This window comes from Variovorax humicola (genome assembly GCF_037889915.1).
In the GTDB taxonomy this organism is placed as follows: domain Bacteria; phylum Pseudomonadota; class Gammaproteobacteria; order Burkholderiales; family Burkholderiaceae_C; genus Variovorax; species Variovorax humicola.
Window position 1 is genome coordinate 19,462 of the sequence record NZ_JBBKZV010000016.1, and the last position, 22,268, is coordinate 41,729.

Genomic DNA, 22,268 nt, shown 5'->3' on the forward strand with positions numbered 1-22,268 from the left:
ATACCTCGTTTCACGGGCCCAGACGAGGTAAGGGTCGAGCGCACGTGTCGGCGTCATTGGATAGCCTCTGCCTTGCCCTTTGGCCTGACCGCTGTCCTGACCGCTGACTTGCCATTTCGCTTGACCTCGAACCGGGCCTCCGACACGACCGCCGGTGCCGGGATCGGCCACTCCATCGTGGCTGCCGGGCCCCATTCGTCACAAGCCCTGTTCCATAGCCAGGTGAGCGCCGCGCTGGAATTGAAGATGGAGGTCTGTTGCGTAATCGTGCAGATCCCGTCCTCGTTCTTGCTCTCGTCCAGCGGATCCAGCTCACAACCTGTTTCGTTCAATGCGTTCGGCGTGAGCTTGTTGCTGATCTTGTCAACGGAAAGGGTGGCTCCGGGGAATTCGCCGATGAATGTCATCTTCGTGTTCTGGCAACGCGCCGCCAGGTAGTGCGCCAGCGTGGTGCCAAGCAGGCGTCCGGCGATCGTGTCGATAGGGGTGTGGAATCCCGCGACCTGACGGTTGTCCGCGATGCGCGCCGCGAGTGCAAGCAGCAATTTGCGCAGCTCGGTCTTGTCGGCCAGCGGATAGTTGCCTGACGTCATCAGCAGGTGCAGGATGTTCGATACCGCGAACGCCTCCGTCGCATGACCGCTCGGCAAGCTGGCGTGCCCAGGCGTCAGCAGTGCTGGAAAGACGCGCGGGCTGAAGTTGTGAGGTCTGGGCACCGCAAGCGCATGCTTGAAGCGCTGCTCCACGAGGCTGGCCATCGTCAGGGTCAGATTGATCAGCTCGATGGTGCGCGGCATGCGGTCCGGGTGAATCGGCAATGCCGCACACCAGAAGGCGAACGGCGGCACGACCTGACTGCCGATTTCGGTCAGCCTGTCCCGTGAAGCCACATCATCCGATTTCGGCATCAGCCGCGACGACGCAGCTTGCGCCACCAGCGCGCTCTGCTGGGCCAGCACGGCTTTCCTGGGCCTGCTCATCGCGATGACGGGCACCGGATTTCCCTGGACATCCGGAGAAAAAAGCGTCGCGAGGTCGCCCTTCACGCCGAAGCTGATCCCTGCCATCGCTTCAAAGGTCAATACCGTTGCGCGGCAGTCGGGTTGCCAGCGGATGAGCTGGCCAGCGTCATCGAGCGGGCTCGTGTACGCGTCCTGATCGTTGGCGTTGAAAAACTTGCCCGACAGCGACCACGTATCCGTCAGCACGTTCGACTTGACCAGGTACTGGCGCGTCGATTCGATGGCAGCGGTCAAGGCCGGGTTGACGATGGCACCCGCATAGCCGGTCAGGCCGTTCATCGCCGATGACGCGGATGACGCCGATGACGCGGACGATGCCGAGGACGCGGAGGAGGCCGAGGAGGCCGACGACGCGGAGGACTGTAGGGATTCGAGGCTCATCGCTTGTCTCCTGAGGTGATTTTTTCGAGTCAGGTCATGCCGGCAGGCCTGCCGTGCGCAGTGCGTCGACATACCTGTTGGTCTGGGTCGCCGCGCCACCGGGATAGCGGTCGAGGAATTTCGACGCGGTGAAACCCGGCTCGACGGACAGAAGTTCGCTCACGGTCTTTCGGGCCTCGTCCACCTGGCCGTCGAGGACCTGGGCGATCGCAAGAATGCGCAGCGTCGCGCCGTGCGCGCAGTTCGCGCGCAGCGAGCGTTTTCCGAAAGCAATCGCACCCTTGAAATCGCCCGCTGAAAGCATTGCGGTCGACGTGAAGTTGTCGTAGTAGTACTTCAGCGGATCGAGCGGAGACAGTCGCTGCGCGCGCATGGCGCAGGCTACGGCCTGCTCGCCCTGCTCGTCGTATGCGTGCAGCGCCGACTGGAACAGCCACGCCAGGCTCTCGTTCGGATTGGCCTGGATCGCCGCCGAATAGCGCTGTGCCGCCGTGACCAGGTCCTTCTTTATGTAGGCGCATACCAGGCCGTCGATCGCGAGTGCCAGGGAGTGCTCGGGCTCGAGATCCAGTGCCTGCGCGATCACGCCGCGCGCAAGCTGCGCGTCCAGCGTGCGTTCGGGCGACAGACCCTGCGCGAATCGCATGACGTGCCATTTGCCCAGCCATGCGCGCGGGGCTGTCGCCCGCGGATGCCGCTCGCACAGGTAGACCAGCATTTCCCTGGAACGCTCGAAGTCGCGGGAAGACAGTCGATGCATCATCGCGACGGCGCCCATCAGGATGGTGTAGCTCTTGAGGGTCGGGAGTGGATTCGTGACGCAACGATGCACCTCCGCGTGCACAAGTCCCTTGCAGATCTCGTTCGTCAGGCGATCCACCACAACGCTGCCGCCCGCGAGGGTATCCGCGACGCTCCCGTCGATCGCGTCGGCCCACAGCACCATCTTGGATTGACAGTCCACAAGAAGTGCGCGCACACGAACCTTGTCGCCCGAAATCGCGCAGGTCCCGTGCACCACGTACTGGCAGGACAGCGCGTTGGCGATTGCGTCGAGATCGAGCACGCGCGTGCGAAATGCGGCCGTGGACAAGCGTGAGATCACGTTGATTTGCGACGAGCGCGACAGCTTCGAAATCACGTCGTCGACAAGTGCATCGCCAAAGAACGCCGCGTCGCCTTCGACGGCATCGCCTTTTGCCACGAACGGCACGATCGCGATGGTCACGGCGTCGCCGGAACCGGCAGTGGAACCGGACCAACTGGCGGAATGACGGCCCAGTGCGCCGGCGCGGTACGCGCGCTGCGGTTCGGTGAAGTGCTTGAGATAGCAGTCCCCCAGGTCTTCGATGTCCGCATCGAACCCGGGAACGAGCGCGTCATGCGCTTCGGGGGAAATCACTACCTCATCGGCCCCCGCCAGTGTCGCCAGGCGTGCCGCCAGGTTCACGCCGGCGCCGTACACGTCCACGTCGTCCATCACGACATCCGCGTCATGCACGCCGATGCGCAGATGGATCTCCGCCGACGGCTCACGGCCGATGTTGTAGACGCGGATGCGTTGCTGCGCTTCCAGGGAAGCGTTGACGGCGCCAAGCACGGTATCGAACTCCATCAACATGCCGTCGCCGAGGCTCTTGACCATGCGTCCGCGATGCTGCGGGATGATGTTGTCGCGAACCTCGACCACGAATCTTCGCCAACGGCCGATGAAATCGTCTTCGTGCTGGAGTGTCAGTCGAACCGACTCGACGACATCCAACACCACGATCGCTCTGCGAACGCGGACGAGCTCGGGGAAGGGCGAAATTTCCTCGATCGGCTTCAACATGATGGAGAAACCTCGTTCCTGTTGCATCGCCATTGTGGGGGAGGAACCGGCAGAGCAACAAGCATGGGATCGTCGACAGGCGTGCGTCCGAGCGCGCTCGCCAGCGCCTTGCCGAGCGTGTCCGTGGCGATGTACGGGCATGGCCAGCCGCCTCATATCAGTTTTTCACCACGCCATCGCGCGACCCGCGCGACGCATGAAACCAGGACGCGCACGGCAAAGTCTGTTCGTGGGCACCCGCGTAACCGGCTTTGCCGGGCCCCTGGGTGCGCCCCATCAAGGGGGGGAGGCGCCGCAGGCGCTCGGGGGTGGTTCACATCACCCGAGCCGCATGAAATCAGGTCGAGCACTGCGAAGTCTGTTCGTGGGCACCCGCGGAACCGGCTTTGCCGGGCCGCTGGGTGCGCCCCCTGGAGGCCCCTGGAGGGGGAGGCGCCGCAGGCGCATCGGGGGTGTTTCATTCCACCGGCTTTGCCGGGCCGCTGGGTGCGCCCCCTCGGGGGGAGGCGCCGCAGGCGCTTCGGGGGGAGTGCTACCTCCACTCCAACAGCAAGTCCTTTGCCTGCACCCGATCCCCCGGCTTCACCAGCACGCGCTCGATCACGCCATCGCGCTCGGCCACGATGTGCGTCTCCATCTTCATTGCCTCGAGCGACACCAGCGTCGCGCCGGCGTGGATCGCCTGCCCGGCCTGCACCGGCACGGTGACGATGGCGCCCGGCATCGGCGCGCCGACATGGCGCGGATTGCCCGGCTCGGCCACCTCGCGCTTGAGCGCCGCATTGGCGGCGCCGGCCTTGGCCACCTGCACCGTGCGTGACTGGCCGTTGAGCTCGAACTGAACCTTGACCGCGCCGGCTGCCTCGTCGTCGTGGATGCCCTGCAGGCTCACCAGCAAAGTCTTGCCGGGATCGATCTCCAGCGCGACCTCGTCCTGCAGTCGCAGGCCGTAGAAGAAGGTCGGCGTCGGCAACACCGACGTGTCGCTGTGCGCCTGCAGGTGCTGGTGGAAGTCCCGTGCCACCTTCGGGTACATCAGGGCGCTGGCAAGCTGGCAATCGTCGAGCGGCATGCCGGCGTCGCTTGCGGCCTGCGCGCGCGCTGCCTCCAGGTCGACCGGCGGCAGCGCATCGCCCGGGCGGTAGGCCACCGGCGGCGCGTCGCCTTCGGCCAGCTTGAGCACCTTGCGCGACAGCGCGGCCGGAAAGCCATCGGGCGGAAAGCCCAGTTCGCCCTTGAACAGCGACACCACCGATTCGGGAAACGAGACGTCATGCGCCGGGTCCGCCACGTCGGCTGGCGTCAGGTCGTTGGCGACCATCATCAACGCCATGTCGCCGACCACCTTCGACGTCGGCGTGACCTTCACGATGTCGCCGAACAGGCGGTTCACGTCGGCATAGGCCTGCGACACCTCGGTCCAGCGATGCTCCAGTCCGAGCGAACGGGCCTGCTCGCGCAGGTTGGTGTACTGGCCGCCGGGCATCTCGTGCCGATACACGTCGGCGGTGCCTGCGCGGATGTCGCTTTCGAACGGCGCGTAGAAGCGCCGCACGCCTTCGAAGTACGTCGATGCGGCGTGCAGCGAGTGCTGCGACAGGCCCGGGTCGCGCTCGCTGTGCGCCAGCGCCGCGGCCATGCTCGACAGGTTGGGCTGCGAGGTCAGGCCGCTCATCGCGTCGAGTGCGCCGTCGACCGCATCGCAGCCGGCGTCGACCGCGGCCAGCACCGACGCCGACGCGATGCCGCTGGTGTCGTGCGTGTGGAAGTGCACCGGCAGGCCGGTCTCCTCCTTCAGCGCCTTGACGAGCGCGGCGACGGCGCGCGGCCGGCAGATGCCCGCCATGTCCTTGATGGCCAGGATGTGCACGCCCGCCTTCTGCAATTCGCGCGCGATGCCGACGTAGTAGGCCAGGCTGTACTTGGGCCGCGAGGGATCGAACAGGTCGCCGCTGTAGCAGATCGCGCCCTCGCACAACGCGCCGGATTCGAGCACCGCATCGATCGAGACGCGCATGTTCTCGACCCAGTTGAGCGCATCGAACACGCGGAACAGGTCGACGCCCGAACTGGCCGCCTGCTTGACGAAGAAACGCACGACGTTGTCGGCATAGCTGGTGTAACCGACGCCGTTGGCGCCGCGCAGCAGCATCTGGAGCAGGATGTTGGGCACCTGCTCGCGCAACTGCGCCAGGCGCTGCCATGGGTCTTCCTTGAGGAAGCGCATGGCCACGTCGAAAGTCGCACCGCCCCAGCATTCGAGCGACAGCAACTGCGGCAACTCGCGGGCGTAGAAGGGCGCGATCGGCAGCATGTCGGCCGTGCGCATGCGCGTGGCGAAGAGAGACTGATGGGCGTCGCGCAAGGTGGTATCGGTCATGAGGACAGGCTTGCTGTCGCGCATCCACTGGGCGAAGCCGTTGGTGCCCAGTTCGCGCAGCCGATCTCGCGAGCCGCGCGGAATCGGCGTCGACAGGTCGACCTTCGGCAGCACCGGCTTGATGAACGGCAAGTCCGGAAGCTTGCGGCCTTTCATCTCCGGATGGCCGTTGACCGTGACGTCGGCGATGAAGCCGAGCAGCTTGCTGGCGCGGTCACGCCGCTTCGTGAACTCCAGCAGCTCGGGCGTGGTGTCGATGAAGCGCGTGGTCACCGTGCCGGCCGCGAAGTCCGGGTGGTTGATGACGTTCTCGAGGAACTGCAGGTTCGACGCGACGCCGCGGATGCGGAACTCGCGCAGCGCGCGGTCCATGCGCTGGATCGTCTCGCGCGCGGTCGGCGCCCACGCCGTGACCTTGACCAGCAGCGAGTCGTAATACGGCGTGATGACCGCGCCGCCGTACGCCGTGCCCGCGTCGAGCCGGATGCCGAAGCCGGCCGCGCTGCGGTACGCACTGAGCCGGCCATAGTCGGGCAGGAAGCCGTTCTCCGGGTCTTCGGTGGTGATCCGGCACTGCAGGGCGTGGCCGTTGAGCTTGATTTCCGACTGCGGGGGCACACCGGTGGCGCGCGCCGTCACGCTGCCGTCCTCAGCGGTTTCGTCCTCCCGCAGGCCGATGCGCCCGCCCTGGCTGATGCGGATCTGCGCCTTCACGATGTCGATGCCGGTGATGAGTTCGGTCACCGTGTGCTCGACCTGGATGCGCGGATTCACCTCGATGAAATAGAACTTGCCGGTGTCCGCGTCCATGAGGAATTCGACGGTGCCGGCATGCGTGTAGTCGACTGCGCGCATCAGCTCGAGCGCGCTGTCGCACAGGCCCTGGCGCGTTGCCTCGTCGAGGTAGGGCGCCGGCGCCCGTTCGACCACCTTCTGGTTGCGCCGCTGGACGGTGCAGTCGCGTTCGAAAAGGTGTACCACGTTGCCCTCTGTGTCGCCAAGGATCTGCACCTCGACGTGGCGTGCCCTCTGCACCAGCTTCTCGAAATAGACCTCGTCGTTTCCGAACGCGGCCAGCGCCTCGCGGCGGGCCGCGGCCAGCGCGCCCTCCAGTTCGCCTTCCCCCTGGATCGCCCGCATGCCGCGCCCGCCGCCACCCCAGCTGGCCTTGAGCATTACCGGATAGCCAACCTCGGCGGCCATGCGCTTGCATTGCGCCAGGTCGAGCGGGAGCGGCGCCGTGGCCGGCATCACGGGCACGCCCGCGGCCACGGCGGCGTTGCGGGCGGCCACCTTGTTGCCGAGGGTGCGCATCACGTCCGGGCGCGGGCCGATCCATTCGATGCCGGCATCGAGCACTGCCTGGGCGAAATCGGGGTTCTCCGACAGGAAGCCGTAGCCGGGATGGATCGCGTCGACCCGCGCGGCGCGCGCCACGCCCAGGATGGCGTCGATGTCGAGGTAGGCCGCCAGCGGCTTCTTGCCCTCGCCGACCAGGTAGCTCTCGTCCGCCTTGAAGCGGTGCAGCGCCAGCCGGTCTTCGCGGGAGTAGATCGCCACCGTGCGCATGTTCATTTCGGACGCCGCGCGCATCACCCGGATGGCGATTTCGGAGCGGTTGGCGATCAGGACGGAGCCGATGGGTTTTGCGAGCATGGGGTCTTTCGTGGGCGGCAAGTGGGGGGGCAGCCGTGCCCCAGCAGCAAGTGTGCCTGCCTCAACGCAAAAGCGACCGATTCGCGGGGCCCAACGCATCGCGGCGCGACGCCGCTGGGGGGCGTCTCATCTGCAGCGACGGGCAACCCCGGGCACTGGCAGGTGTAGGCAAGCTCCGCCGAAATCCGGTCATGCCATTCCTTCGGAGGAGCAGGCAAGCCCGTCGATCACGCCGACGAGGCTCGCCAGCGGATCGCCCAGCGGCTCGCCGACCGGTCGGCCGCCGCGGATTCTCCGGCGGCCGATTTCATGGCCTAGCCTCGAATCCTGATTCCCGGCGCTGGCGGGCCGCTATGGTGCCGCGGCGAACCGGGCAACCGCGATGAGGCCACCGACCAGCAGCAGCACCAGGACCAGCGCGACGCTCACGAGGGTCAGGATGCTGATGTTTTCAGTGCGCGCCTGGGCATCGGCGCGGCGGCCACCGAGCCCGATGAAGCTCCACAGGACGGCACGAACGGAACGAGGAAGAACTGTCATGGTTCTGAATATCGCGCGTCTGCAGGCAAATAAACAGATGCAGATTGCGGCGAATTCTGCGTATCAGTTTGCCGCGCTTCGTGTAGCGTCCTGCATGACACGATCACTTCCCCTTGGGAAACCACTTCGCATACAGCTTCTCGTAGGTTCCGTCGTCGTAGATCTCGAGCAGGGCCTCGTTGATCGGCTTGCGCAAGGCGCTGCCTTCGGCGACAGCGATGCCGTACTTCTGGGGACGGAAGATCGGCCCCACGACGCGCACTGCGCCGTTGCCCAGCGTCGCGGCCCAGTACTGCAGGGTTGGCGCATCGAAGACCACGGCCTTCACATCGCCCTGCGCCAGCAGGCGGATCGCGTCGGGCCCGTCGGTCATGGGCACGAAAGGGAGGCCGCGCTGCGTCAGGTAGTCCGCGGCGACTGTGCCGGTGACGGTCGCAATGGTCTTGCCGGGCAAGTCGTTCTCATCCTGAATGCCGGTCTGCAATCGCTGGACGGTTTGCGTCGAGGTCACGGTCGCGGTCAACTGCGCGACCAGCACCACCCCCAGCAGCCACATCGCGCCCACCGCAACGCGCTTCCACGCGCGCGACCCTTCCCGGTCCCCGTGCTCGCCGGTGGAAAAGATCAGCATGATTCCCCACAGGCCTTCGCCCAATGCCCTGGGATAGGACTTCTGGAAGCTCGGATTCCTGTGCCGGCGCTCGATCAGCAGCAGGACGTTGGCCAGCACGAAGATCAGGATGGCGGCGACGCCGAAGAGTTCTCCCAGCGCCAGCCACGGGAACGATTGAAGCGATGCGAAGAGGGGACTCTTCTCGGTCGCGCTCACCATGATCCGCAACCCGGAGTCGAAATACGGGTGCGAGAAATCCAGCTACTGCTCGCGCTCGGGCGTCATCGTGATGGCGGCGATCGCCACGTCGGCGTCGCCTGTGCGCACCGTCTGCAGCAGGGCGGGCAAGGTCGGCACCGGGTGCCATTGATAGTCGACGCGCATGCGCCGCGCCACCTCGCTCCAGAGGTCGATGCTGAAGCCCGCGGGTGGGTCGACGTCCGGCAGCACGAAAGGCGCGATGGGCTTGATGGCCACACGCAAGGGGCGGCCCGGCATCGGCCTGGCCGTGGCCGACCACGCCGGCAGCGCCACAAAGCCCAGCGCCAGCGACATGGCCAGCGCGGCAGTACGGAGCAACGACGCGAGCGTTTGCCGCACAGGGAGGACGTGCACCGGGAGGACGTGCACAGGGAGGACGTGCACCGGGAGGACGTGCACAGGGAGGACGTGCACAGGAAGGACGATTCGCACCATCGACTGCCTCAAGAGTTGGAGCCCGTTGCCCCATCGATCGCAATTGTCCCGGCATGCGCCGGGGCTGCACGGATATTTGCGTTCGGCGTTCGACCGGGGCGTGCCCGATCAGAGGAAGCGTGATGCGCGAAACGGCGCCGGGTCGAAGGGGCACGCTTCGCCGGCCATCATGGCGCCCAGCAGCGCCGCCGTACCCGGCCCGGTGCTGAAGCCGATGTGCTGGTGGCCGAACGCGAGCCACAGGCCCGGATGGCCAGGGCAATTGCCGATGATCGGCCGGCTGTCCGGCAGCGTGGGACGGCTGCCGAGCCAGGCGTGCGGCTCGAGCCGGTTTTCCAGCGGAAAGGCCTGCCTTGCGGACCGTTCCGCAAGATCGAGCTGGACGGAGTTCCCGGGCGCGTCGCGCGCTGCCAGTTGCACGCCTGTGGACAGGCGCAGGCCCTGTTCCATCGGCGACAGGACGTAGCCACCGCCGGGGTCGTAGATGGGGTGCGTGAGCCTCGCGTTGCCGGCGGCACCGTAGTGCATGTGGTAGCCGCGCTCGAAGGCCATAGGCACGCGCAGGCCCAGCGTCTTCTTCGCGAACTCGCGTGTCCAGGGACCGAGTGCCAGCACGACGCGCGCAACCTCATGCGCGGGGCCGTTGTCCTCGACCACGCGCCACGCTTCGGCTTGCGACCTCTCGATATTGCCGATGAGTGCCTGCCGCATCTTTCCGCCGCGCGAGACGAACAGCCTGGCATAGGCCTCGACCACCTGGCCGGGACTGTCCACCGACGATGCATCCTTGATCCAGAGCGCGCGCGGAAAGATCGGCTTGAGGTCGGGCTCGAGTTCAGCCAGCTTGCGCGCATCGAGTGCTTGCGTGGCGACGCCGAACTTGTCGAACGCCTCGCGCAAGAGCCGGCTGCCGGCAAACGCTTCCTCGCTGCGGTAGAGGAAGATCCAGCCGCTGTTGCGCAGCCGATGCATGGCGCCGGCCTCGGCCAGCAGCCGTTGGTGTTCCCTGGCCGACAGCCGGATCAATGCATCGAGCGCGGCGGCGGTTTCCTCGAAAGCGCTCTTGCGCGCCCTCCACAGGAAGCCCAGCGCCCAGGGCAGGTTCCTTGCCATGAACACCGGGTCGTAGCGGAAGCTGGCCGAGTCGTTCTTCAGCAGCCTCGGCAGCGAGGCCCACAGCCCGGGGTTGTTGAACGGCACCAGCGAACTGCGCGCGATCACGCCGGCATTGCCATACGAAGTCTCGCGCCCCGGCGCCACGCGGTCGAACAGTGTGACGTCGCAGCCGCGCCGCTGCAGTTCGAGCGCACAAGACACGCCGACGATGCCGGCACCCAGGATCGCAACAGTTTGGTTCATCGATGGCGAGTGTCGCTCGGAACTGCAGGGGCTCAGGCGAAGGTGATGCCTTGCGCCAGCGGCAGTTCCTTCGAGAAGTTGATGGTGTTCGTGGTGCGCCGCATGTACTGCTTCCACGCGTCGGAGCCGCTTTCGCGATCGCCGCCGGTTTCCTTCTCGCCACCGAAGGCGCCGCCGATCTCCGCGCCGCTCGGGCCGATGTTGACGTTGGCCATGCCGCAGTCGGAACCTGCAGCCGAGATGAAGGTTTCCACCTCGCGCATGTCATTCGAGAAGATGCACGACGACAGGCCTTGCGGGACGTCGTTGTGGATCTCGATGGCGTTCTCGAAGTCGTCGTAGGTGATGACGTAGAGCAGCGGACCGAAGGTCTCGTGGCGCACGATCGCGGTCTGCGCGGGCATGTCGACGATGGCGGGACGCAGGTAGTAGCCGTTCGGAAACTCCTTCTCGAGCACGCGCTCCCCGCCGGCCAGCACCTTGCCGCCCTGCTCCTTCGCAGCGGCGATCGACTGCTGCACCGCATCGAAGGCCTGCTGGTCGATCAGCGGCCCGACCAGCGAGCCGGCGGCGAGCGGGTTGCCGATGCGCAGGTTGGCGTAGGCCTTCAGCAGCTTCTGCAGCAGCGCATCCTTTACCGAGCGATGCACGATCAGCCGGCGCAGCGAGGTGCAGCGCTGGCCCGCGGTGCCCACGGCGCCGAAGAGGATGGCGCGCAGCGCCATGTCGAGGTCCGCGGCCGGCGTGACGACCATCGCGTTGTTGCCGCCGAGCTCGAGGATGCGCTTGCCGAAGCGGCTCGCGACCTTCGGCCCGACGGCCCGGCCCATGCGTGTCGAGCCGGTCGCGGAGACCAGGGGAATCGACGGGCTTTCGACCAGCGCTTCCGCCAGCGGCGCACGGCCGATGACGATCTGCGCCAGTCCCTCCGGCGCCTTGTCGCCGAAGCGCGCGATCGCCCGCTCCAGTGCCTTGAAGGTCGCGAGGCCCGACAGCGGCGCCTTCTCCGACGGCTTGAAGATCACCGGGTCGCCGCACACCAGTGCCAGCGCCGCATTCCATGCGAACACCGCGCTCGGGAAGTTGAACGCCGTGATGATCGCGACCGGCCCGAGCGGGTGGTACTGCTCCATGATGCGGTGGCCCGGCCGTTCCGACACGATCGTCTTGCCGTGCAGCTGGCGCGATTGCCCCAGCGCGAACTCGCAGATGTCGACGCCTTCCTGCACCTCGCCGAGGCCCTCCTCGATGATCTTGCCGACCTCGATGGAGACGATCCAGCCGATGTCCTGCTTGGCCTTGCGCAGCTCCTCGCCCCACAGCCGCACCAGCTCGCCGCGCACCGGCGCCGGCACCAGGCGCCACTTCAGGAAGGCGGCCTTCGACTTCGCGATGATGGGGTCGACCTCGGCGGCCGGCGTCTCGTGCAGGCGGGCCAGCTCGGCGCCGTCGACGGGCGAGCGCACGGCCAGCGAGCCGCCCTGGTATTCGCCCGGCGCGATGCCGCAGCGCCGGAAGACGGACAGCAAATCACTCATGATGTTTTCCTTGATGCGTCGAAGAGGACATTGAGGTCGTGGTGGATCTGCAGCTGCACGAGCACATCTGCACCGCGCATGGGTAACTTCATTTTCATCATTGACAAGGAGGTGAGCGACGCCGGGCTTGCCTGCTGGGCGCCGCGGAAGAGCGGCTGTCAGGCGTGCGCGAACTCGCCGTGCGCGGCGGGTCTCGACGAGGCGCCGAGGCCCGCGTAGTAGTGGCCGACGCGGGTCGCGAGGAACTGCTGCAGCGGCGCCTGTTCCTGGCCGATGAACCCGCTGGCGGGCAGCTTGCCCTGCAGCAGCAGTTCGAAAACGCCGACCACGCCGGCGGCGGTCGTCAGTTCGATGGCGGTGCGCTCCTTGCCGCGCAGCGGCGCGCCGAACACGCGGCACACGCGCGTCTCCTGCTCGAAGCGGCCGTCGCGCAGTCCCGACGCCGAGGCGAACAGGATCACGACATCCTCGCGGCTGTGCGGCACCGCATGCTCGAGGACCTGGCGCAACAGGTCGCGGCGCTCGATCAGGCGCAGGTCGTGCAGCAGGAAGTCCATCGCGTCGCGGTGACCCGGATAGCGGATGGTCTTGTAGTCGAGGTTGCGGACCTTGCCCTTCAGCGTCTCGCACAGGGTGCCGAGCCCGCCCGAAGTGTTGAAGGCTTCGAAGGCTTCGGCGTCGAGCGTGAAAGTCTCGTGGCCCTCCAGCGGCTGCACCGACAGGAGTTGCCCGTTGACGATCGCATCGCACGGGTTGCAGTACTCGTTGATGACGCCGTCTATGCTCCAGGTGAAGTTGTAGCGCAGGCTGTTCGTCGCGTTGCGCGTGAGGGCGCCGACGCGCAGGCGCAGGTCGTAGAGCTCGTCGAAGTGGCCCGCGAGATGGCTGCCCAGCATGCCGATCACGCCAGGCGCGAGGCCGCATTGCGGCATCAGCACCGAGGTCGCTTCCTTCGAAATCTCGCGGATCGCCTTCGTGGCCGCCACGTCTTCGGTCAGGTCGAAATAGTGCACGCCGCACTTCGCCGCCGCCGTCGCCACGCGCTGCGCGAGATAGAAAGGCAGGCAGTTGATCACCGCCGAATGCGCCGACAGTTCCGCGCGCAAGGCCTCGTCGCTTTCGACATCGAGCGCGATGCGGCGCACCAGCGTGTCGTTGTCATGGCCGTTGCCGGGCTTCACGTCGGCCAGCGAGACGGGCAAGCGGTGGTACTCCGCAATCATGTCCGCCACCGTGCCACCGACCTTGCCCGCACCCAGAACCAGTACCTTGCCGATCTTCAGTTTTGCCATGTCGTTTCTCCTTTGGGCACGCTGGCCCGATGAGGAAACTTTAGGAGCGAGTGCTGGCAGTTGGTAGAGCGCAGAACGGCGAAACAGGCGCAGCGTTCGTCGAACTGACGAGAGGCTTCGCCGGTTGCGCGTAACGGAGTGAAGCCGCGAGCATGCCCATCACCGCAAACAGGCAGCGCAGGAATGCGAAGCTTTCCGACGCGCGCGGCAATGCGGCTGAAGGCGCCGACGTGCCGACCCTCCGCGGCTCGCAGCAAGGGCGCCCGGCGGCGGCATGTTCGTCTGGGTTCGTGCGCCGGGCCACGGTCCGCCTCTTGTTCGCCAGCCAGGACGAAGAAGGCATCGCGCTCGGCGTTGCGCGACTGGAAGCGGCGTGGTGCTCTATGAAGCGGCTCGACCAAATCCTCGCGACCGAGCAAATCCCCGCGACTTGAAGCCCATGGAGCAACGCGACAATTGATATCTTTCTTGCTTCAGGGCCGACCCATGGATCTTCGACTCGACGACCTTGACCGTCACCTCCTGGCGCTGCTCCAGGCCAATGCGCGGGAGTCGGCCGCCAACCTCGCGCGCAAGCTGAAGATCGCCCGCACCACCGTGGTCGCGCGCATCGCGCGGCTGGAGCGCGAAGGCATCGTCGCGGGCTACGGCGTGCGGCTGGGCCAGCGGCCGGAGCAGGCGGCCGTGCGCGCGTTCTGCGGGCTGAGCGTCAACGCCAAGAGCGCGTCGGCCGTGATCCGGGCACTCGAGCGTTTGCCGGAGGTCGAGGAGGTGTGGGCCGTCAGCGGCCAGTTCGACTACATGGTCCTGCTGCGCTGCGACACGCCCGAGCAGTTGGACAAGCTGCTCGATCAACTGGGCCAGATCGACGGCATCAACCAGACCCAGACCTCCATCGTGCTCAGCCGCAAGATCGACCGGCGCAGCGCGGTCACCCACAGCGCTTAGGCGCGCTTCCCGGCGATGGCGACAAGTTCCCCGAAGATCCTCGGTGTGCTCATGCTCGACACGCGGTTCCCCCGGCCGCCCGGCGACATCGGCAACGAGGAAACGTTCCGCCGCCACGGCATTCCGGTGCGCTACACGGTGATCCGGGGCGCATCGCCGCAGCGCATCGTCAAGGAGGCCGATCCGGCATTGCTGCGGCCTTTCGTGGATGCGGCGGTGCAACTGGCCGGGCAGGGCGCGGCGATGATCACGACGAGCTGCGGATTCCTGGCGGCCTGGCAAGGCGTTCTTTCCGAAGCGGTGCCGGTCCCCGTGGTGACTTCCAGCTTGCTGGCCTGCGGGAACTTCGCGCGGCCGGGCATCGTGACCTTCGATGCGGCTTCGTTGAACGAAGGCATCCTCAAATCGGCCGGCGTGCCCGAGTCGACGCCGTTGCAGGGTGTGCAGCCCGGCTGCGAATTCCATCGCCGCATCCTCCACAACGAGCCGCAACTCGACCTCGTGGAGGCGAGCCGGAACGTGGTGGATGCGGCACGGCGGCTGGTCGACCTGTTTCCGTCGGTCGAGGACATCGTGCTGGAGTGCACCAACATGCCGCCCTATCGCGACGCCGTCGCGCAGGCCACCGGGCGCCGTGTGCACGACATCGAGACGCTGGTGGCGGCGCATTGGAAGGCTTGCGCCGCCCCTGTCACGCTGCGTGGCGGATGACGCCCAGCTCGGTGAAGTAATCGATCTGTTGCGCCGTGCAGCCTGCTTCGGCGAGCAAGGCCCGGGTGTGCTGGCCCTGGGCCGGCGGCGGGCTCAGCTCGCGCGCCGGCGCGGCCAGGTCCGCGCTCACGCCCTTGAGCACCTGCACGGTCATTCCTTTGGGCCCGGCATAGCGGTGCGTGAGCGGAAGCCCTTGCGCATGCGAAGCGGTCAGCGCTTCTTCCACCGTGGCGACCGGGCCCAGGCACACATCCCATTGCCGGCCCAGCTCGGTCCAATCGGCGGCGCTGCGAGTCATGAACAACGCGGTCAGGCGCTCGCGCACCGCGGCCCGGGTTGAAGCGTCGCCGTGCAATTTTTCCGGGAGCAGCGAGGCCAGGTCGTCCAGCCCGGCGTGGCGGCAGAAGGCCTGCCAGAACTTGTGCTCCAGCGCGCCGAGGCTGATGCGCCGGCCATCGGCGCAGGCATAGATGCCGTAGAACGGATTGCCGCCGGTCAATGCACCCTGGCCGAATTCGGGCTGCGCCTCGCCGTTGGCGGCGGCGATGGTGGCAAAGGGCAACAGCGCCATCGCGCCATGGGTGATGGAGATGTCGATGAAGCGGCCACGGCCGGTGGTGTGCCGTTCCAGCAGCGCGGCCATGATGGCGATGACGGCCGAATACGAGCCGCCGACAAGGTCGCCCAGCAATGCGGGCGGCAATGGTTCGACCTCGCTGTCCGTGCGCTGCGTCAGCAGCCCGGCCTCGCCCTGGTAGTTGATGTCGTGCCCCGCCAGCGCCGCCTGGGCGGCGTGCTGGCCGTAGCCGGACATCGCGCAGTAGATCAGCCGGGGATGGCTCTGCACCAGCGTGACGTAGTCCAGCCCCAGCCGCTTCATCACGCCGGGCCGGAAGCTCTCCACCAGCACGTCGGCGTTGCGCAGCAAGCGCAGGAACAGCTCGCGGCCCTCGGCGCTTTTCAGGTCGATGGCCACGCTGCGCTTGCCGGCATTGCTGGCGGTGAAGGCCGCGCCCAGGCCGCTGCTCTTCAGGGGCGGCGAATGGCGCGCATAGTCGCCGGCGCCCGTGTCCTCGACCTTGACGACGTCGGCGCCGTAGCCGGTGAGGACGAAAGTGGCGTAAGGGCCGGGAAGCAGCCGGGTGAGGTCCAGCACGCGGACGCCCGACAGGGGCAAGGCAGCCGAAGCGTCCATCTTCACAGCCCCCGCGAGATGATTTCCTTCATGATCTCCGAGGTGCCGCCGTAGATGCGCTGCACCCGGCTGTCCACGTAGGCGCGCGCGATCGGGTATTCGCGCATGAAGCCGTAGCCGCCATGCAGTTGCAGCATTTCATCCACGGCCTGGCCCTGTGCCTCGGTGGCGTAGAGCTTGGCCATCGCGGCCATGTCGGGGTCGAGCTTCTTCTCGAAGTGCAGCGAGATGCAGTGGTCGACGAAGACGCGGCAGGCCACTGTCTTGGCCTTGAGTTCGGCCAGCTTGAAGCGCGTGTTCTGGTGGTCGAAGATGGGCTTGCCGAAAGCCTTGCGGTTCTTGGTGTAGGTGATGGTTTCTTCCAGCATGGCTTCCATCACCATCGGGCTGCGCACGGCAATCATCAGCCGCTCCTGGGCCAGTTGGTGCATCAGGTAGCCGAAGCCCTTGCCTTCTTCGCTCAGCAGGTTGCCGACGGGCACGCGCACGTCGTCGAAGAACAGTTCGCAGGTGTCCTGCGCCTTGAGGCCGATCTTCTCGAGCAGCGGGCCCTTGGTGAAACCGGGCGTGCCGGCTTCCACCACGATGAGGCTCATGCCGCGCGTGCCGGCGTCGGGGTCGGTCTTGCACACGACGATGACGATGTCGGAGTTCAGGCCGTTGGTGATGAAGGTCTTGGCGCCGTTGATGACGTAGTGGTCGCCGTCGCGCCTGGCGGTGGTGCGCACGGCCTTCAGGTCGCTGCCGATGCCCGGTTCGGTCATGGCAATGGCGCCGACCTTTTCGCCGCGCGCCATCGGCGGCAGCCAGCGCAGGCGCTGTTCCTCGGTGCCGTAGGCGAGCAGGTAGGGCGCCACGATGTCGGAGTGCAGCGGAAAGCCCGGGCCGCTGGCCAGCACGCGCATCAATTCCTCGATGACCACGATGGAGTGGCCGAAGTCGCCGCCGCCGCCGCCGTAGGCTTCGGGAATGGCGGGCAGCAGCAGGCCTTCGCGGCCGGCCTTGAGCCAGGTCTCGCGCGGCACGCAGCCGGTCTTCTCCCAGGCGTGGTGGTGCGGCGCGATCTCGCGCTCGACGAACTTGCGAACCTGGTCGCGGTATTGCTCGTGGTCTTCTCTAAGTGCGGTTCGCATGGGTGTGGTCCTGGGGGGTGGCGGCGTTGGCGTATCGGGAGATCAGCAGGCGCTTGTAGAGCTTGCCGTTCTCGAGGCGCGGCAGCGCGGGCATGAAGTCCACGCTGCGCGGGCATTTGAGGTGGCCGATGTGCTGGCGGCAGTAGGCGATGAGGGTCCGGGCCAGGTCCGGGGAAGCCTGGCGCGCGTCGTGCAGTTCGACCACGGCTTTCACTTCCTCGCCGAACTCCGGATGCGGCACGCCGATCACCGCCACGTCGGCGATGCCGGGGTAGGTGGCGAGCAGGTTCTCGATCTCCTGCGGATAGATGTTCACGCCGCCGGAGAGGATGAGGTCGGTGCGCCGGCCCGAAAGGAACAGGTCACCGTCCGCGTCGACGTGGCCGATGTCGCCGAAGGTGGCGCAGCCTTGCGCGTCATAGGCCGCGGCGGTCTTGCCGGGGTCGTTGTGATAGGCGAAGCGCGGCGTGCCCGAGAACCAGATGCGGCCCTGCTCGCCGGTCGGCAGCTCGCGCCCTTCGTCGTCCTTGACGTGGATCGTGCCGAGTTGCGCGCGGCCCACGGAGCCGGGCTTCTTCAGCCATCCGGCGCTGTCGATGGCCGTGAGGCCGATGCCTTCGGAACCGCCGTAGTACTCGTGCCAGATGGGCCCCCACCAGTCGATCATGCGTCGCTTGACCTCGGGCGGGCAGGGCGCCGCCGCATGGATGGCCACGCGCATGCTCGACAGGTCGGCCTGCGCGCGCACCGCGTCGGGCAGGGCCAGCATGCGGATCATCATCGTCGGCACCCACTGGCTGTGGGTGGCGCGGTATTGCGCGATCAATTGCAGGGCGCGTTCCGCGTCGAAGCGGCTTGCCAGGATGTTGCTGCCGCCCCAGTCGATGTTACGCATGCTGCTGCGCAACGGCGCGGCATGGTAGAGCGGCGCCATCGTGAGGTAGACGCTGTCGGGGCCGAAGCCGAAGAATTCGCGCCACACGACCGCGTCGTACGCATCGCGGAAACGGTCGGCGAACGGCGTGAGCGGACGCTTGATGCCCTTGGGACGGCCTGTGGTGCCCGACGAGTAGAGGAAGTCGCGCCCCACGCTTCGCTGCGGCAGCGGCGCGCCGGCGGTGAACGCGGCGGCCTCTTGCGTGAATGACGCGAAGCCGGGCGCCTCGCCATCGAGCAGGTAACGCATGCCAATCCATGCGCCGTCCTCCGTGCCTGCCGCCACCAGCGGCAATGTCTTGCGCGTGGCCACCAGCAGCCGTGCGCCGCAGTCCTGCAGGATGTAGTTGACCTCCGCGGCGTGCAGGTGCGTGCTCACGGGCGTGTAGTACAGGCCGGCGCGGCGCGAGCCCCAGGCCAGGGCGAACAGGTCCGGGTGGTTTTCCATCAACAGCGCAATGCCGTCGCCTTCCTGCAGGCCCAGGCCGATGAGCCATTGCGCCGCCACGCTGGCCCGGGCGTCGAGCTCGCGGTAGCTCAGGCTGGTGACGGCATCGCCGTCGATGAGGCGCACCGCGATCTTGTCGGGGCGGGCCTGCGCCCAGTGGGCCAGGCGATCGATGACGCCGGGGTCGAAGGTGGCGGGTGTCTGCATGCGTTGTCTCCAGCGGGCTTCAGTAGGACTTGGGCAGGCCCAGCACCTTCTCGGCGATGAAGCACAGGATGAGCTGCGGGCTGATCGGCGCGATGCGCGGGATCAGGCTCTCGCGCAGGTAGCGCTCGACGTGGTATTCCTTGGCATAGCCGTAGCCACCGTGCGTCATCACCGCCTGCAGGCAAGCCTGGTAGCCGGCCTCGGCGCCGAGGTACTTGGCGCTGTTGGCCTCGGCGCCGCAGGGCAGGCCGCGGTCGAAGCGGTCGGCCGCCTTGAGCATCATCAGGTTGGCGGCTTCAAGGTTCATCCAGCACTCGGCCAGCGGGTGCTGGATGGCCTGGTTCTTGCCGATGGGGCGGTCGAACACCACGCGCTCGCCGGCGTATTGCGCGGCCCGCTGGAGCGCCACCTTGCCCAGGCCGATGGCCTCGGAGGCGATCAGGATCCGCTCCGGGTTCATGCCGTGCAGGATGTAGTGGAAGCCCTGGCCTTCCTCGCCGATGCGGTCTTCCACGGGCACCTTCAGGCCGTCGATGAAGAGCTGGTTGGTGTCCACCGCCTTGCGGCCCATCTTGTCGATCACGCGGGCCTCGACGAAGCGGCGGTCGATGTCGGTATAGAACAGGCTCAGGCCCTCGGTGGGCTTCTTCACCTTGTCCAGCGGCGTGGTGCGCGCCAGGATCAGCATCTTCTCGGCCACCTGGGCGGTGGAAATGAAGACCTTGGAGCCACTGAGCACATAGTGGTCGCCTTCCCGCAGGGCCTGCGTCTTCAGCCGCGTGGTGTTGAGGCCGGCGTCGGGCTCGGTGACGGCGAAACAGGCCTTTTCCTGGCCGGCCACCAGCGGCGGCAACATGCGCTTCTTCTGCTCGTCGCTGCCGAAGATCACCACCGGCTGCAGGCCGAAGATGTTCATGTGCACGGCCGACGCGCCCGACATGCCGGCGCCGGAGGCGCTGATGGTCTGCATCATGAGCGCGGCCTCGGTGATGCCCAGGCCCGAGCCGCCATAGGCCTCCGGAATGCAGATGCCGAGCCAGCCGGCGTCGGCCAGCGCCCGGTGCAGTTCGAACGGAAAGCCGCCTTCCTTGTCCTTCTCGAGCCAGTACGCGTCGTCGAACTGGCTGCAGATGCGCGCGACGCCGTCGCACACGGCTTGTTGATCGGGGGAAAGGTCGAAATTCATGGGTGACAGCAGGGAGTGGGAACAAGTAAAGAGGAGGGAGGCCGGCTCAGGTCGAATGGGGCGAGGGTGCGCCCAGCGCCGCCTCGATGCTGCGTGCCAGCGCGGCCAGGCGCGGGCCCACGTCGTCCACCAGTTGGCCCGGCTTCAGCTCGAAGCTGGACGCGGCGCAGGCAAACACATAGATCTCGTCGGGGCTGCCCGCCGCGCGCAGCGGCACGGCCACGGCTTCGGTCTGGCGGTCCAGGTCGCCATGGCTCATGCAGAAGCCACGCTCGGCCAGGTCGCGCCGCGTTTGCTGCAGACGATCGGCCAGCCAGTCGCCTTGCTCGGCATCGGCCTCGCGCACGCTGTCGATGTAGCGCTGCGCCTGCTCGGGCGGCAGGGCGGAAAGGTAGGCGCGGCCGGAGGCGGTGCGCGACATCGAGATGTGGCTGCCCATGGCCGGACGGACCGTCACGCAATCCTTCGACTGCGCGAGTTCGATGAACACCAGGTCGAGGCCCAGCCCCAGGCCCAGCGAGACCTGCGCGCAAACCCGGTCGGCCAGCGCCTGCATCGGGCCGAAGGCGAGCTGGCGAATGGAGACGCGGGCCAGCAGCGGTGCGGCCAGGCGGCCGAGGCCGGGTGCGGGCATGAAGCGTCCGGTCAATTCCTCGTAACGCAGCAGCCCGGCTTCGGTGAGCGTGGTGATCAGCCGGAACAGCGTGGGCTTGGGCAGGCCGGTGACTGCCATGAGCTCGCGTGCGGTGAGCGCCGGCGTATCGACCTTGAACGCCTGGAGGATGAGGATGCCGCGGGCGAGCGCACTGCCGCCCGACTTGTCCACGTCGACTTGATCTTCTTGAGAACGAGACTCTTGATCCATTTTTATATCCAGTTTGTCGATTATGAGCAGAAAAATTGACTTCTGTAAATTAATACGAGACACTGGTTTCGTTTTTAGGAGAAAACATTGTCCGAAGCCCTGATTTTTGACGCCGTGCGGACGCCGCGCGGCAAAGGCAAGCCAGGTGGTGGCGCGCTGTATGAGACCAAGCCGATCGATCTCGCGGTGACTTTGCTGGAGGCGTTGCGGGAGCGCAATGCGCTGGACCCGAGCCGGGTCGACGACCTGATCATGGGCATCAGCTCCGCCGTGGGCGACCAGGGCTCCTGCATGCCGCGCATCGCGGCGCTGTGCGCCGCCGGCGGCTGGACGCAGGTGCCAGGCATGGCGCTGCAGCGCTTTTGCGGCGCGGGGCTGGAGGCGGTGAACCTGGCCGCGGAGAAGGTGCGGTCGGGCTGGCATGACCTGATCGCGGCCGGCGGCGTCGAATCGATGTCGCGCCTGGGCCTCGGCGCCAGCGGCGGCGCCTGGATCTACGACCCGGCCACCAGCCTGAAGATCGCTTATGTCCCGCAGGGCTTCAGTGCCGACATGGTTGCCGCGCTGAACGGCTTCGACCGCGACACGCTCGATGCCTTCGCGCTGCGCTCGCAGAAACTGGCCGCGCAGGCGCGCCGCGACGGCCATTTCAAGCGCTCGCTGGTGCCGGTGCGCGATGCCAACGGGCTGACCGTGCTCGACCATGACGAGTACATCCGCGAGGAAACGACGTTGGAATCGCTGGGCTCGCTCAAGGCGGCTTTCGGTGGCGCCTCGGGCGTGGCCAACGCCGTCGTCGCACGCCAGCGCTACCCGGAACTTGACCGCATCGCGGCCGTGCATACGGCGGGCAGCTCGTCGGGCATCGTCGACGGCGCCGCGCTCACGCTGGTCGGCAACGAGAAGATCGGCAAGGAACTCGGCCTCACGCCGCGCGCGCGCATCCTCGGCACGGGGCTGGCGACGGTGGAAGCCACGCTGATGCTCACCGGCCCGGTGCCGGCCACGCAGAAGGCGCTGGCCAAGGCCGGCCTGAGCGTGGACCAGGTCGACCTGTTCGAGGTCAACGAAGCCTTTGCCGCCGTGCCGCTGCACTTTGCCAGGACGCTGGGTGTGCCGATGGACAAGATCAACGTCAACGGCGGCTCGATCGCCATGGGCCATCCCATCGGCGCGACCGGCGCAATCATCCTCGGCACCCTGCTCGACGAACTGGAACGCCGGCAACTGCGCTATGGCGTGGCGACGCTGTGCGTGGCCGGCGGCATGGGCGTGGCCACGGTCATCGAACGCCTCTGAACGAAAGCATCGCACCCCATGGAAAACCTCCG

The 22,268-nt window shown here is 67.0% G+C and carries 16 protein-coding genes and 1 pseudogene; 4 read left to right on the forward strand and 13 right to left on the reverse strand.

Translation table 11 applies throughout. The annotated features are described in order from the left end of the window. Window positions 1–53 precede the first annotated feature (53 nt). From WKW80_RS22235 to WKW80_RS22275, 8 genes and pseudogenes are all read right to left on the reverse strand, one after another. Window positions 54–1,403 (reverse strand): phosphatase PAP2 family protein, encoded by a 1,350-nt coding sequence (locus WKW80_RS22235; RefSeq protein ID WP_340365749.1) that lies wholly within the window; start codon window positions 1,401–1,403, stop codon window positions 54–56. A gap of 34 nt (window positions 1,404–1,437) precedes the next feature. Then, window positions 1,438–3,234, reverse strand: a complete 1,797-nt coding sequence (locus WKW80_RS22240; protein ID WP_340365750.1) for an adenylate/guanylate cyclase domain-containing protein — start codon at window positions 3,232–3,234, stop codon at window positions 1,438–1,440. A gap of 532 nt (window positions 3,235–3,766) precedes the next feature. After that, window positions 3,767–7,270: a pyruvate carboxylase gene (locus tag WKW80_RS22245; protein ID WP_340365751.1), complete on the reverse strand. Its 3,504-nt coding sequence runs from the start codon at window positions 7,268–7,270 to the stop codon at window positions 3,767–3,769. 351 nt (window positions 7,271–7,621) lie between these two features. Then, on the reverse strand, window positions 7,622–7,810 hold the full coding sequence (locus WKW80_RS22250; RefSeq protein ID WP_340365752.1) for a DUF2970 domain-containing protein: 189 nt from the start codon (window positions 7,808–7,810) through the stop codon (window positions 7,622–7,624). Window positions 7,811–7,913: 103 nt separating this feature from the next. Further along, window positions 7,914–9,119: pseudogene (locus WKW80_RS37360) on the reverse strand (transporter substrate-binding domain-containing protein). Window positions 9,120–9,227: 108 nt separating this feature from the next. Then, the gene (locus WKW80_RS22265; protein WP_340365755.1) at window positions 9,228–10,478 is read right to left on the reverse strand and encodes an NAD(P)/FAD-dependent oxidoreductase; all 1,251 of its coding nucleotides are present in this window, start codon (window positions 10,476–10,478) and stop codon (window positions 9,228–9,230) included. A 32-nt stretch (window positions 10,479–10,510) separates the two neighbouring features. Then, a complete protein-coding gene (gene amaB / locus WKW80_RS22270; RefSeq protein WP_340365756.1) occupies window positions 10,511–12,016 on the reverse strand; it encodes an L-piperidine-6-carboxylate dehydrogenase in 1,506 nt (501 codons plus the stop codon). Between the two features lie 158 nt (window positions 12,017–12,174). Continuing rightward, window positions 12,175–13,308, reverse strand: coding sequence for a saccharopine dehydrogenase family protein (locus WKW80_RS22275; protein ID WP_340365757.1), 1,134 nt, complete (start codon window positions 13,306–13,308; stop codon window positions 12,175–12,177). A gap of 152 nt (window positions 13,309–13,460) precedes the next feature. Here WKW80_RS22275 and WKW80_RS22280 point away from each other — a divergent pair, with 152 nt between their 5' ends. Genes WKW80_RS22280 through WKW80_RS22290 form a run of 3 tightly spaced genes read left to right on the forward strand, consistent with a single transcriptional unit; the run spans window position 13,461 to window position 14,967 of the window. Further along, window positions 13,461–13,742: a hypothetical protein gene (locus tag WKW80_RS22280; RefSeq protein WP_340365758.1), complete on the forward strand. Its 282-nt coding sequence runs from the start codon at window positions 13,461–13,463 to the stop codon at window positions 13,740–13,742. Between the two features lie 52 nt (window positions 13,743–13,794). Further along, the gene (locus tag WKW80_RS22285; RefSeq protein WP_340365759.1) at window positions 13,795–14,256 is read left to right on the forward strand and encodes an Lrp/AsnC family transcriptional regulator; all 462 of its coding nucleotides are present in this window, start codon (window positions 13,795–13,797) and stop codon (window positions 14,254–14,256) included. A 15-nt stretch (window positions 14,257–14,271) separates the two neighbouring features. Then, window positions 14,272–14,967, forward strand: coding sequence for an aspartate/glutamate racemase family protein (locus WKW80_RS22290; RefSeq protein ID WP_340365760.1), 696 nt, complete (start codon window positions 14,272–14,274; stop codon window positions 14,965–14,967). Here WKW80_RS22290 and WKW80_RS22295 read toward each other — a convergent pair. From WKW80_RS22295 to WKW80_RS22315, 5 genes are read right to left on the reverse strand one after another with little or no spacing between them, the layout of a single operon-like run. After that, window positions 14,948–16,162, reverse strand: coding sequence for a CaiB/BaiF CoA transferase family protein (locus WKW80_RS22295; protein WP_340365761.1), 1,215 nt, complete (start codon window positions 16,160–16,162; stop codon window positions 14,948–14,950). The genes WKW80_RS22290 and WKW80_RS22295 overlap by 20 nt on opposite strands. Before the next feature lie 2 nt (window positions 16,163–16,164). Continuing rightward, window positions 16,165–17,295: an acyl-CoA dehydrogenase family protein gene (locus tag WKW80_RS22300; protein ID WP_340365762.1), complete on the reverse strand. Its 1,131-nt coding sequence runs from the start codon at window positions 17,293–17,295 to the stop codon at window positions 16,165–16,167. After that, window positions 17,279–18,886, reverse strand: a complete 1,608-nt coding sequence (locus tag WKW80_RS22305; RefSeq protein ID WP_340365763.1) for an AMP-binding protein — start codon at window positions 18,884–18,886, stop codon at window positions 17,279–17,281. The genes WKW80_RS22300 and WKW80_RS22305 overlap by 17 nt, the downstream gene beginning before the upstream one ends. A 19-nt stretch (window positions 18,887–18,905) precedes the next feature. Next, on the reverse strand, window positions 18,906–20,072 hold the full coding sequence (locus tag WKW80_RS22310) for an acyl-CoA dehydrogenase family protein (RefSeq protein ID WP_340365764.1): 1,167 nt from the start codon (window positions 20,070–20,072) through the stop codon (window positions 18,906–18,908). 46 nt (window positions 20,073–20,118) lie between these two features. Beyond that, window positions 20,119–20,937, reverse strand: a complete 819-nt coding sequence (locus WKW80_RS22315; RefSeq protein ID WP_340365765.1) for an IclR family transcriptional regulator — start codon at window positions 20,935–20,937, stop codon at window positions 20,119–20,121. Between the two features lie 87 nt (window positions 20,938–21,024). Here WKW80_RS22315 and WKW80_RS22320 point away from each other — a divergent pair, with 87 nt between their 5' ends. Beyond that, window positions 21,025–22,236, forward strand: coding sequence for an acetyl-CoA C-acetyltransferase (locus WKW80_RS22320; RefSeq protein WP_340365766.1), 1,212 nt, complete (start codon window positions 21,025–21,027; stop codon window positions 22,234–22,236). Window positions 22,237–22,268 lie beyond the last annotated feature (32 nt).